We start from the raw sequence: 11,923 nt of genomic DNA on the forward strand, positions 1-11,923 counted from the left end.
CCATGAACACGAAGTCCGTCAGGGCCGGCGAGTAGGCCGCGCCACCCGCGCACGGGCCGAGCATCACCGAGATCTGCGGGATCACACCCGAGGCCCTGGTGTTGCGCTGGAAGATCCCGCCGTACCCGGCGAGGGCCGACACACCCTCCTGGATGCGGGCGCCGGCGCCGTCGTTGAGGGAGACCAGAGGGGCACCGGCCGCGATCGCCATGTCCATGATCTTGTGGATCTTCGTGGCATGGGCCTCACCCAGCGCACCACCGAAAATACGGAAGTCATGCGCGTACACGAAGACCGTGCGGCCCTCGACCGTCCCCCAGCCGGTGATCACACCATCCGTGTAAGGCCTCTTCGCCTCCAGCCCGAACCCCACCGCGCGGTGCCGACGAAGCTGCTCGACCTCCCTGAAAGAACCCTCATCGAGCAACAGCGCGATGCGCTCACGCGCGGTCAGCTTGCCCTTGGCGCGCTGCGCCTCGGTCGCCCGGTCACTCGGGCCACGACGGGCCTCCTCACGGAGGGCGTGCAGCTCGGCCACGCGCCCGCGGGCGTCCGTCGGCTCGCTCGAAGTCTGGTCCACAACGGTCATGTACCGACCTTACGAAACGCGGCCGGAAATCCGTCCGTTGAATCCACACAGTCTCGGGCCCCATCCGCTGTGTGGGCCGGACAGTGCGCGTGCGGGATGTAGGGACTCCCCCAGTCGGGACCTTCGACCTTTGTCGGGGTTCCACAAAATCAGTGCCACACGGATGAAAGAAGTTGAAATTTAAACCGGATGGCTCTAGCGTGTCTCTAGTTGAACGTTGAACCACCCCGCCAGCAGGATCTCCCGAGGAGGAAGCCATGGGTCTCTTCACCCGCCGCAGCCAGACCGCCCCGAACACGCCGGCCGACGCCGCCGTCGCCACGCTCGACGTGGACCCGGCGCTCGCCGCCCTCACCGGCGACTACGTCATCGACCCCGCTCACAGCAGCATCGGCTTCACCGTCCGCCACGCGATGGTGACCAACGTCCGGGGCAGCTTCGCCGAGCACGAGGGGACCCTCCACCTCGACGGCGCCGACCCGTCGCGCTCCACCGCCGCCATCGACGTCACGATCGCCTCGGTGGGCACCGGGATCGCCGACCGCGACGGGCACCTGCGCGGCGGCGACTTCTTCGACGCGGAGCTGTACCCGCTGATGACCTTCCGCTCCACGTCGGCGGCGCGGATCGGCGCGGACACCTACCGGATCGTCGGCGACCTGACGATCAAGGACGTCACGCGACCCCTCTCCATCGACCTGGAGTTCGCCGGATCCGCCACCGACGTCTACGGCAACGAGCGCGTCGGCTTCGAGGGTTCCGCCGAGATCCTGCGCTCCGACTGGGGCCTGACCTGGAACGCGGCGCTGGAGGCTGGCGGCGTGATGGTCAGCGACAAGGTGAAGCTGACCTTCGACATCTCGGCGATCAAGCAGGCCCCGCAGGCCTGACCCGGGGCGCGGGTCCCGGGTTCGGGGGTGGCTACCAGCCGCCCCCGCCGTCGAACCCGCCGCCACCCCCGTCGAAGCCTCCACCGCCGCCGAAGTCCCCGCCGCCGAAGTCGGACGGGTTGAAGTCGGCGCCGGAGACGTCGCCCCCGTCGAAGCCCGACCCGTCCGCCCCGGCTCCGCCGAAGTCCGAGGCGTAGGCGGGGCTCGACATCATCGAACCGAGCATGGTGCCCATCAGCAGACCGGGCAGCATGCCGCCGCCGAAGTAGCCGCCGGCCCAGGGCCCGTACGCCGGGCCGGCGTCGTAGTAGGGGCGCGGCCCGTGCGCGGTGTCGACCGTGCGGACGGCCGGGTCCTGGCCGTCGCGCAGTCGTACGGAGTCCGCCGCGCAGACCGGGACGGTACGGGGCGCTCCCGCGGGCGGGGCCCAGGTGGCGTCCTCGGTGCTCGGTCCGTGGCGCGGGTCGAAGAAGCAGGGGGCGCGGCGCTCGGGCACGGGGCGCCCCTGCCGGCGGGCGTCGAGGGAGGCCAGGGCGTACCGGCCGTCCTCCAGGGCCTGGGTGACGCCCTGCACCTCTTCGGGGCGCTGGACCGAGGCCATGATCTGCTTGGCCTTCTCGTACGAGTCGAGGCCCTGCTCGTAGTCCTTGCGCATGGCGTCGTCTGCGCCGGGCTCGCCGGGGTGGAAGTCGAGGCGCTCCAGTTCCTCGCCGAATGCGGTGATGTCCTCGTCGACGACCACGCCCAGTCGGGCGATGGCCTCGCGGCGGGCCTCTTCCTTCTGCTTGCGGTTCCGCTTGACCAGCAGGTAACCGCCGCCGCCGCCGATCACGGCCACCGCGCCGAGGCCGATGAGGGCGCCGGTGGGGAAGGCGTCGTTCGTGGCGGAGGTGCCCCAGGAGGCGGGGGCCTTGCCCTTGGCCTGGGTGAGGGCCTGGTCGACGAAGTTGCCGAGCTGGGTGTTCGCGTCCACGGGCGCGCCGGTCTTGACGGCCTCGGTGAGGTTGCGGACGGCGTTCCGCGGCATGACGCTCCGGTCGGCGCCCGCGTTGAAGCCGTCGCCCTGCCTGATCGCGTACAGCCCGGTGATGCCCGTCTCGGCGCGGACGGCGGCGAGCACCTTGTCCTGCGGGAAGTCCGCCGTGTTCGGCAGGACGGCGACGAAGACCGGCTTGCCCGCGTCCTCGATCTTCTTGGCCAGCGCGTCGGCCTGGGCCTGGGACAGCTGGGCCCGGGCGCCGGGATCGACGTAGACCGGCCCCTTCTTGAGGGCCTCGCCGACGGCGGAGACGCCGGTGGCGGCGGACGCCTGCGGGGCGACCACGAGGGCGCTCGCCGTCATGGCCAGCAGCAGGGCCCCCAGCAGCCGACCGGATCGTACGGGTATCAGCCTGGTCCTCATGGTCACGACGCTACCGGAATCGGGTGATTACCGTGTGAGCGGAACATAAGGGCGTGCGGGCCCGACCGATCTTGCTCCGGGCCGGGCACCGCACGCGCTCGGTGCCCGCTACTCCGGGGGTTCGACGCCCGCGTGGAGGAGGCCGAAGGTGAAGGCGTCCTCCAAGGCCTGCCAGGACGCGGCGATCACGTTCTGGGCGACGCCGACGGTGGACCACTCGCGGGTGCCGTCCGTGGTGGCGATGAGGACCCGGGTCGTGGACTCCGTGCCGTGCTTGCCCTCCAGGATGCGGACCTTGTAGTCGATCAGCTCGAACTTCGCCAGCTGCGGGTAGAACCGCTCCAGCGCCACCCGCAGCGCCCGGTCCAGCGCGTTGACCGGGCCGTTGCCCTCGGCGGTGGCGACGATGCGCTCGCCCTTGGCCCACAGCTTGACGGTGGCCTCGTTGGCGTGGGTGCCGTCGGGGCGGTCCTCGACGATGGCGCGCCAGGACTCCGTACGGAAGTACTTGCGGGCCCGGCCGTCGACCTCGGCGCGCAGCAGCAGCTCGAAGGAGGCGTCGGCGGCCTCGTACGTGTAGCCGAGCAGCTCCCGCTCCTTGACCCGCTCGACCACCCGCGAGATCAGTTGGCGGTCGCCGCCGAGCTCGACGCCGAGCTCCTTGCCCTTCAGCTCGATGGAGGCCCGGCCGGCCATGTCGGACACCAGCATGCGCATGGTGTTGCCGACGCGCTCGGGGTCGATGTGCTGGTAGAGGTCCGGGTCGACCTTGATCGCGGAGGCGTGCAGGCCCGCCTTGTGCGCGAAGGCGGAGACGCCGACGTAGGGCTGGTGCGTGGAGGGGGTGAGGTTGACGACCTCGGCGATGGCGTGCGAGATGCGGGTCATCTCGGCGAGCGCGCCCTCGGGGAGGACCTGGCGCCCGTACTTGATCTCCAGCGCGGCGACCACCGGGAAGAGGTTGGCGTTGCCGACGCGCTCGCCGTAGCCGTTGGCGGTGCACTGGACGTGCGTGGCGCCCGCGTCGACGGCGGCGAGGGTGTTGGCGACGGCGCAGCCGGTGTCGTCCTGGGCGTGGATGCCCAGGCGGGCGCCGGTGTCGGCGAGGACGGTCGCCACGGTGGCGGTGATCTGGGCGGGGAGCATGCCGCCGTTGGTGTCACAGAGGATGACCACCTCGGCGCCGGCCTCGTGGGCGGCGCGGACCACGGCCTTGGCGTACTCGGGGTTGGCCCGGTAGCCGTCGAAGAAGTGCTCGCAGTCCACGAAGACCCGGCGGCCCTGGGCGACCAGGTGCGAGACGGTGTCGCTGACCATGGCGAGGTTCTCGTCGAGGGTGGTGCGCAGGGCCAGCTCGACGTGGCGGTCGTGGGACTTGGCGACCAGGGTGATCACCGGCGCGCCGGACTCCAGGAGGGCGCGGACCTGCGGGTCCTCGGCGGCGGCGCCACCGGCCCGGCGGGTGGCGCCGAAGGCGACCAGCTGGGCGTTCTTGAAGTCGATCTCGGCGCGGGCGCGGGAGAAGAACTCGGTGTCGCGGGGGTTGGCGCCGGGCCAGCCGCCCTCGATGAAGCCGACTCCGAAGTCGTCCAGGTGCCGGGCGATGGTCAGCTTGTCGGCGACCGTGAGGTTGATGCCCTCGCGCTGGGCGCCGTCGCGCAGGGTGGTGTCGAAGACGTGGAAGTCGTCGCCAGGGCCCGTTCGCGGCGCGGTGGGCTCCTTCGCCTCTGTCGTCGTCATGCTGATCTGACTCCTGTCGGATGAGTGGTTCCGGAGACCGGGGATCCACTGCCCCCATCATCGCGCGCTGCCGGTCCCGGCATGATTCGGGCCGGGAAACGAAAAAACCCCTCGCGGGTGCGAGAGGTCTGCGCGCGGGTCTGGGGCACGGTGGCCGCTTCCGCGAAGGTTTTCCACGGTTCAGCGGTCACTGAGGACCGGCGCGCTGCTGTCCATAATCATGAGCCGAGCAGACACGCTCGCAGTGTGTCACACGGCCCGCCGCCGATGGACGCCGATCTCACGATGCGGGCACCGGGCGTCCACCGGCCTTTCGGCTAGGCCGTCGTGGTGTCGACGACGAGGGCGTCGGTCAGGAACTCGGCGACGTGGTCGAGGATGTCCTGGCGTCCTATCCCCGGCAGCCCGACGGCGACCTGGATGCTGAACCCGTCGAGCAGGGCGCGCAGCCTCGCCCCGAAGCGGTCGGGGTCCAGCGGGCGGAACTCGCCGCGCGAGATGCCCTCGGCGATCAGGGCCACCAGGTCGCGGTGCCAGGCCCCTTCGATGGCGCCCTGGCGTTCGCGTTCCTGCGGTCCGGCGTTCTGGGAGCGGTTCCAGACCTCCAGCCACAGGGTCCAGTGCGGGTCCCTGGCGGCTTCGGGCACGTAGAGGTCCACGTACGCCCGCAGGCGTTCGCGGACGGTGCCCGGCCGGGACAGCAGGGCGCGGCGCTCGACTCCGAGGGCGGCCTCGCTCCACTCCAGGGTCTGCAGCAGGAGCTCGTCCTTGCTGCCGAAGTAGTAGAGGAGGTGGCCGCTGCTCATGCCGACCTGCCGGCCGAGGCCGGCCATGGTCAGGCCCTCCAGGCCGCGCTGGGCGATCGTGGCCATGGCGGCGACGAGTACGTCCTCGCGCGGGGGCGCGTTCTTGCGCGCCGCCCGGACCGGTACTGCGCCCGCCGCCATGGACCACTCCTCACATCGGTCCGCCCCCCGGGGTCAGACCTTCGGCTGCTGCTGGGTGATGCAGTGGATACCGCCACCCCCGGCGAAAATCGTACGTGCGTCGACGAGGGTCACGGTCCGCTCGGGGAACAGGCCGCGGAAGATCTCGGCCGCCTCCTCGTCGCGCGGGTCGTCGAAGGCGCAGAGCACCACGCCGCCGTTGCAGAGGTAGTGGTTGATGTACGAGTAGTCCACCCACTCGCCGTCCTCTTCGAGCGCGGTCGGCGCCGGGATCTCCACGACCTCCAGCAGGCGCCCGCGGGCGTCGGTGGCGGCCCGCAGGATGGCGGCGATGGTCTTGCAGCGCTCGTGGTCCGGGTGGGCCGGGTCGGGCTGGGTGTGGACCATGACCACCCCGGGACGGGCGAAGGCGGCGACGATGTCGACGTGGCCCTGGGTGCCGTAGGTGCCGTAGTCGCCGGCCAGGCCGTACGGGAGCCAGATGGCCTTGGTCGTGCCGAGGTGGGCGTGGATCTCGTCCTCGACCTGCCGACGCGTCCAGCCGGGGTTGCGGCCCTCGCCCAGCTGCACCGTGTCGGTGAGGAGCACCGTGCCCTCGCCGTCCACGTGGATGGCGCCGCCCTCGTTGACCAGGGTGGTGCTGTACGTGCGGGTGCCGGCGAGGTCGGAGACGTGGCGGGCGACCTTGGAGTCGTGCTCCCAGCGGGCCCATTCCTGGGCGCCCCACCCGTTGAAGGTCCAGTCGACGGCGGCGAGTTCGCCCGCGTCGTTGGTGACGAAGGTGGGGCCGATGTCGCGCATCCAGGCGTCGTCGAGTTCGCGCTCGACCAGCTGGACATCGTCGCCGACGATCGCGCGGGCGCTGTCGGCGTCGCCCGGGGAGACGACGAGCGTCACGGGCTCGTACGCGCGGACCGCGCGGGCGACGGAGCCCCAGGCCTCGCGGGCCTCGGCCAGCTCCTCGGCGTTGGTGAAGGTGGGGTTGGGGCTGGGCCACGCCATCCAGGTGCGCTCGTGGGGCATCCACTCGGCGGGCATCCGGAATCCGTCGTTCACAGGCTTCGTCATGGCAGGGTCCTTACAGGCTGTGCTGACTTACAAGAAGTACAGGCGGTTGAGGGAGACCGACTCGGCGGCTTCGGAGCGCAGCGGTTCCCCGTCGAGGGAGACGAGTCCGCTGCGCGCGTCCACATCGACCGCGCCCACCCGTGAGTTGAGGAGGAGGTCCTTGGGGCCGATGCCCCGGGTGCCGCGGACGGCGACGCGGCGGCGTCGGGTGGGCATCTCGTCGGAACCGAGCACGGCGGCAGCGGCGGAGACGAAGGCGACCGAGATGTCCGCGGCGGTGGCCCCGTAGGAGCCGAACTGCGGTCCGAGCACGAGCGGTTCGCAGGTGTCGGTGGCGGCGTTGGGGTCGCCGGTGACTCCGTAGGCGGGGAAGCCGGACTTGAGGACGAGTTGGGGCTTGGCGCCGAAGAACGGGGGGCGCCACAGGACGATGTCGGCGAGCTTGCCGACCTCGATGGAGCCGATCTCGTGCGCGAGACCGTGGGCGATGGCCGGGTTGATCGTCAGCTTGGCCATGTAGCGCAGGACACGGGCGTTGTCGTCGCCCTCCCCGTCGCCGGACAGCGGGCCCAGCTCGCCCTTCATCTTCGCGGCCATCGCGAAGGTCCGCCGGATCGTCTCTCCCGCACGACCCATGCCCTGGGCGTCGGAGGAGGTGATGCCGATCGCACCGAGATCGTGCAGGACGTCCTCGGCGCCCATCGTCCCCGCCCGGATCCGATCCCGCGCCATCGCCGCGTCACCGGGCAGATCGGGCTTGAGGTCGTGGACCGACACGATCATCCCGTAGTGCTCGGCCACCGCGTCCCGACCGAACGGCAACGTCGGATTCGTGGAAGAGCCGATGACGTTCGGCACGCCCGCCATCTTCAGCACGTTGGGCACGTGCCCGCCACCGCAGCCCTCGATGTGGAAGGCGTGGATGGTGCGGCCGTCCAACACCCGCAGGGTGTCCTCGACGGAGAGGCACTCGTTGAGGCCGTCACTGTGCAGGGCGACCTGAACGTCGTACTCCTCCGCCACCCGCAGGGCCGTGTCCAGCGCCCGGGTGTGGGCGCCCATGTCCTCGTGGACCTTGAAGCCGGACGCGCCGCCCTCGGCGAGGGCCTCGATCAGCGGGGCGGCGTCCGAGGACGAACCCCGGGCGAGGAAGCCGATGTTGACCGGCCAGGCGTCGAAGGCGTTGAAGGCGTGCTTCAGGGCCCACGGCGAGTTGACGCCGACGCCCCAGACGGGGCCGAACTCCTGGCCGATGATCGTGGTGACGCCCGCGGCGAGCGAGGCCTCCATGATCCGGGGGGAGAGCAGGTGCACGTGGGTGTCGACGGCGCCGGCGGTGGCGATCAGGCCCTCGCCGGAGACGATCGAGGTACCGGTGCCGACGACCACGTCGACCCCGTCGAGGGTGTCGGGGTTGCCGGCCCGGCCGATCGCGTGGATCCGGCCCTCGCGGATGCCGATGGACACCTTGCGGATACCGAGGACGGCATCGATGACCAACACATTGCTGATCACGACGTCACAGGTGTCACGGACCGCCGCGGCCTTCAGGTGCAGACCGTCACGCGCCGTCTTGCCGAAACCCGCCAGGAACTCGTCCCCCGGCTTCTGCGAATCGGACTCGACCCGGACCGTCAGCCCCGAGTCCCCCAGCCGCACCCGGTCGCCGGCCCGGGGGCCGAAGACCGACGCGTACTCGTGCGGGTCGATGTGCCGGCTGCCCGGCGCGCAGTGATCGCTGTGCGGAGTCTGGCGGCTCATGCGGGGGCCCCTTCCGGGTGGTCGTCGTCAGGTGCGTCGGCGTCCACGCCGAGGTAGCCGCAGGCGGCGGCGCGGCGCAGGGCCTCGGCCTTGGCGCCGGGGGCGTCGAGGGGGCCGTCGACCAGCCCCGCGAAACCGATCGCGATCCGCCCACCACCGATCGGAACCAGACCCACCTCGCCCTCACCGTGCGGATCGAACCGCACCGAAGACCCCGCCGGCACACACAACCGCATCCCGTACGCCGCCGCCCGATCGAAATCCAACCGCGGGTTCGCCTCGAAGAAATGGAAGTGCGAGGTCACGCTCACCGGCACGGAGGCGGTGTTGCGCACGTGCAGGTGGAGCACCGGCTCGGGCTGGGGGGCGCCGGGGCCGGGCACGACCGCGCCGGGGGCGTCGCCGCCGAGCGAGAGCGCGCCGCGGATCGGCGCGGAGACCACGGCGAGCCGCGATCCGTCGTCGAAGACGGCCTCGACGTGCACCTCGGTGACCACGTCGGAGACCCCGGGGAGCACGTCGTCCGGTCCGAGGACCGAGCGGGCCTCCTCGATGGCCTCGGCCAACCGCTTGCCGTCCCGTGCGGCCTCGCAGACCGTGTCCGCGATCAACGCGGTGGCCTCGGGGACATTCAGCTGGAGGCCCCGGGCCCGCCGGGCCCTGGCCAGTTCCGCCGCGCTGCGCAGCAACAGCCGGTCGCGCTCCGTAGGGGTCAGCCGCACGCCGATCCACCACCTCTTGAGTCGATGGGTTAGAGCATCACTCTAACTCTTCATTTGCCTGCAAGGAATCATTGACCTGGGACCAGGCATCAGGTCACATTGAGTGTCGCTCAAACTCAAGCGCAACCACCCCCCGCCCTGCCAAGGGAGTCCCCCCATGCCCATCGAACAGCGCGGCGTCGACACCATTCCGGAGGAGGAGCGGACGAGCGGTCCCCGTGACCTGATCTCGATCCTCCTCGGCTCCAACCTCTGCCTCGGTGTGATCGTCTTCGGCTGGCTGCCCCCCTCCTTCGGACTGGGCTTGTGGCCCTCCCTCACCGCGATCGTGACCGGCACCGTCGTCGGCATCGCCTTCACCGCGCCGCTCGCGCTCGTTTCGCTGCGCACCGCGACCAACCTCTCCACCTCCAGCGGCGCCCAGTTCGGCGTACGGGGCCGGCTGGTCGGCTCGGTGGTCGGCCTGCTGCTGTCCCTCGGCTACACCGCGCTGACCCTGTGGATCGGCGGCGACGTGATGGTCGGGGCGCTGTCCCGGCTGACCGGCCTGCCCGACACCGGGGTCTCGCGGGCCGCCATGTACGGCGTGCTGGCCGCGTGTACCGTCGTCGCGGCCGTCTTCGGCTACCGGCTGCTGCTGCGGATGAGCAAGATCCTGTCCGTCGGCATGGTGGTCCTGCTGGCCGTGGGCGTCATCGCCTACGCCCCGGACTTCACCAGCGCCGCCCCGCCGGACACCGCGTACCTGCTCGGCTCCTTCTGGCCGACCTGGCTGCTGGCCGCCGTCGCCGCCGGGCTCAGCGGGCCCGTCGCCTTCATCACCCTGCTCGGTGACTACACCCGCTACATCTCCCCCACCCGTTACAGCGCCCCCAAGGTCCTGCGGGCCACCGGGCTCGGCCTGCTGATCGGCCTGCTGATACCGCAGCTGTTCGGTACCTTCACCGCGCTCGCCGCCCGGGCCGGCGCCGAGTACGCCGGGCCGCTCGTGGCCGCCTCGCCCTTCTGGTACCTGGTCCCGCTGCTCGCCCTCGCCGCGGCCGGTTCCGTGGGCAACGCCGGGCTGATGCTCTACTCCATGGGCCTCGACCTCGACGCGATCGTGCCCAGGGCCACCCGGACCACGGCCACCGTCATCGCCGCCGTCGTCGCCACCGCCTTCGTCTTCTTCGGCTCCTTCGAGTGGGACGTCCAGTCCGCGATGACCTCCTTCGTGCTGCTGCTGACGGCGCTCGGCACCCCCTGGGCCGTGATCACCCTGATCGGTCACGTGCGCTGCCGCGGGCGCTACGACGCCGACGCCCTCCAGGTCTTCAACCGCCGGTCGGTGGGCGGGATCTACTGGTACCGCGGCGGTTGGAACCCGGCCGCCACCGTGTCCTGGGCCATCGGCGCCGGGATCGGCCTGCTCGCGGTGACCACCCCCTTCTACGAGGGCCCGTTGCTCGCCCTGACCGGCGGCGTCGACTGCTCCTTCGTCCTCTCCGGCCTGGCCGGCGGCCTCGCCTACACGGCGCTGACCGCGCGTGCGGGCGGGGTCGGCGAGCCCGAAGCCGCCGGCACCGTCCTGGTGGCGGCGGAGTAACCACCGCGGGGCCTCGGCCCGTACGGCCGTACGCGAGAAGGCCCCCACGCACCGTGCGTGGGGGCCTTCTCGTCGTCGTGTGCCTAGCCGAGCGGGTGCATCCAGCCGTGGGTGTCGGCGGCGACGCCCGTCTGGAGGTCCAGGAGCGCCTTGCGGAGCTTCATGGTGACCTCGCCGGGCTCGCCGTCGCCCTGGATCCAGTTGGAGCGCTCGGACTTGACCGAGCCGACCGGGGTGATGACGGCGGCGGTGCCGCACGCGAACACCTCGGTGAGGGTGCCGTTCGCATTGTCGCGCTGCCAGTCCTCGGTGGTGATCCGGCCCTCCTCGGCGGTGTAGCCGAGGTCGCGGGCGATCGTGAGGAGGGAGTCGCGGGTGATGCCGGGCAGCAGCGAGCCGGTCAGCTCCGGGGTGACGATGCGCCGCGTGCCGTCCTCCTGCGCGTACACGAAGTACAGGTTCATGCCGCCCATCTCCTCGATCCAGCGGTGCTCGACCGCGTCGAGCCACACGACCTGGTCGCAGCCGTGCGAGGCGGCCTGGGCCTGGGCCACGAGGGAGGCGGCGTAGTTGCCACCGGTCTTGGCGGCGCCGGTGCCGCCCTTGACGGCGCGGACGTACTCCTCGGAGAGCCAGACGGAGACCGGCTTGACGCCACCGGGGAAGTAGGCGCCGGCGGGCGAGGCGATGACCATGAAGAGGAACTCGTTCGCCGGGCGGACGCCCAGGCCGACCTCGGAGGCGAACATGAAGGGGCGCAGGTACAGCGAGGCCTCGCCGGAGTCCGGAACCCAGGCCCGGTCCTGCTGGATGAGCGCGTCGCAGGCCGCGATGAACAGGTCGCTCGGCAGCTCGGGCATCGCCATGCGGCGGGCGGAGGCCTGGAAGCGCTCGGCGTTGGCCAGCGGGCGGAAGGTGGCGACCGAGCCGTCGGGCTGCTTGTACGCCTTGAGGCCCTCGAAGATCGTCTGCGCGTAGTGCAGGGTCATGTTCGCCGGGTCCATCGACAGCGGCGCGTACGGGACCAGCTCGGCGTCGTGCCAGCCGCGCCCCTCGGTCCACTTGATCGTCACCATGTGATCGGTGAAGTGGCGGCCGAAGCCGGGGCTGGCCAGGATCGCTTCGCGCTCCGCGTCGGACAGGGGGTTCGAGGAGGGCTTCAGCTCGATCGTGGGCGTCGTCATGAGTGCTTGTCCTTCACCGTTTGGGTAGGGCGGAC

General features: G+C 71.2%; 10 protein-coding genes. 2 read left to right on the forward strand and 8 right to left on the reverse strand.

Features of this window, described 5'->3' with window-relative positions; translation table 11 throughout:
• Positions 1-589: carboxyl transferase domain-containing protein (locus ACIOD1_RS00005; RefSeq protein WP_401899332.1), on the reverse strand; the 589-nt coding region annotated here is incomplete at its 3' end.
• Positions 590-846: 257 nt separating this feature from the next.
• Between ACIOD1_RS00005 and ACIOD1_RS00010 the strand changes: the two genes are divergently transcribed.
• Positions 847-1,479, forward strand: coding sequence for a YceI family protein (locus tag ACIOD1_RS00010; RefSeq protein WP_401899334.1), 633 nt, complete (start codon positions 847-849; stop codon positions 1,477-1,479).
• A gap of 31 nt (positions 1,480-1,510) precedes the next feature.
• Here ACIOD1_RS00010 and ACIOD1_RS00015 read toward each other — a convergent pair whose 3' ends face one another.
• The 6 genes from ACIOD1_RS00015 to ureA all read right to left on the reverse strand — a co-directional run bounded on the left by ACIOD1_RS00015 (position 1,511) and on the right by ureA (position 9,119).
• Complete coding sequence (locus ACIOD1_RS00015) at positions 1,511-2,881, reverse strand: hypothetical protein (protein ID WP_401899336.1); 1,371 nt, start codon at positions 2,879-2,881, stop codon at positions 1,511-1,513.
• 108 nt (positions 2,882-2,989) lie between these two features.
• Complete coding sequence (gene cimA / locus ACIOD1_RS00020; protein ID WP_365618083.1) at positions 2,990-4,621, reverse strand: citramalate synthase; 1,632 nt, start codon at positions 4,619-4,621, stop codon at positions 2,990-2,992.
• Positions 4,622-4,938: 317 nt separating this feature from the next.
• A complete protein-coding gene (locus tag ACIOD1_RS00025; RefSeq protein WP_401899338.1) occupies positions 4,939-5,568 on the reverse strand; it encodes a TetR family transcriptional regulator C-terminal domain-containing protein in 630 nt (209 codons plus the stop codon).
• A gap of 33 nt (positions 5,569-5,601) precedes the next feature.
• Positions 5,602-6,636, reverse strand: coding sequence for an agmatine/peptidylarginine deiminase (locus tag ACIOD1_RS00030; RefSeq protein WP_401899340.1), 1,035 nt, complete (start codon positions 6,634-6,636; stop codon positions 5,602-5,604).
• Positions 6,637-6,663: 27 nt separating this feature from the next.
• Positions 6,664-8,397, reverse strand: coding sequence for an urease subunit alpha (locus tag ACIOD1_RS00035; RefSeq protein WP_401899342.1), 1,734 nt, complete (start codon positions 8,395-8,397; stop codon positions 6,664-6,666).
• Positions 8,394-9,119 (reverse strand): urease subunit gamma, encoded by a 726-nt coding sequence (gene ureA, locus ACIOD1_RS00040; protein ID WP_401899344.1) that lies wholly within the window; start codon positions 9,117-9,119, stop codon positions 8,394-8,396. Before ureA ends, ACIOD1_RS00035 begins: the two co-directional genes overlap by 4 nt.
• A 157-nt stretch (positions 9,120-9,276) precedes the next feature.
• On the opposite strand from ureA, the gene ACIOD1_RS00045 reads away from it, so the two are divergent.
• The gene (locus ACIOD1_RS00045) at positions 9,277-10,704 is read left to right on the forward strand and encodes a cytosine permease (RefSeq protein ID WP_401899346.1); all 1,428 of its coding nucleotides are present in this window, start codon (positions 9,277-9,279) and stop codon (positions 10,702-10,704) included.
• A gap of 83 nt (positions 10,705-10,787) precedes the next feature.
• On the opposite strand, the gene ACIOD1_RS00050 is transcribed toward ACIOD1_RS00045, so the two are convergent.
• Positions 10,788-11,888, reverse strand: coding sequence for a branched-chain amino acid aminotransferase (locus ACIOD1_RS00050; RefSeq protein ID WP_365618092.1), 1,101 nt, complete (start codon positions 11,886-11,888; stop codon positions 10,788-10,790).
• Between the last annotated feature and the right edge of the window lie 35 nt (positions 11,889-11,923).

It is taken from the genome of Streptomyces sp. NPDC088097 (assembly GCF_044741845.1).
Lineage (GTDB): Bacteria > Actinomycetota > Actinomycetes > Streptomycetales > Streptomycetaceae > Streptomyces.

Excerpts from the sequence above, each read along its gene's own strand:
- ACIOD1_RS00010 (WP_401899334.1), top strand. The coding sequence starts at position 847 with ATGGGTCTCTTCACCCGCCGCAGCCAGACCGCCCCGAACACGCCGGCC.
- ACIOD1_RS00015 (WP_401899336.1), bottom strand. The coding sequence starts at position 2,881 with ATGAGGACCAGGCTGATACCCGTACGATCCGGTCGGCTGCTGGGGGCC.
- cimA (WP_365618083.1), bottom strand. The coding sequence starts at position 4,621 with ATGACGACGACAGAGGCGAAGGAGCCCACCGCGCCGCGAACGGGCCCT.
- ACIOD1_RS00025 (WP_401899338.1), bottom strand. The coding sequence starts at position 5,568 with ATGGCGGCGGGCGCAGTACCGGTCCGGGCGGCGCGCAAGAACGCGCCC.
- ACIOD1_RS00030 (WP_401899340.1), bottom strand. The coding sequence starts at position 6,636 with ATGACGAAGCCTGTGAACGACGGATTCCGGATGCCCGCCGAGTGGATG.
- ACIOD1_RS00035 (WP_401899342.1), bottom strand. The coding sequence starts at position 8,397 with ATGAGCCGCCAGACTCCGCACAGCGATCACTGCGCGCCGGGCAGCCGG.
- ACIOD1_RS00045 (WP_401899346.1), top strand. The coding sequence starts at position 9,277 with ATGCCCATCGAACAGCGCGGCGTCGACACCATTCCGGAGGAGGAGCGG.
- ACIOD1_RS00050 (WP_365618092.1), bottom strand. The coding sequence starts at position 11,888 with ATGACGACGCCCACGATCGAGCTGAAGCCCTCCTCGAACCCCCTGTCC.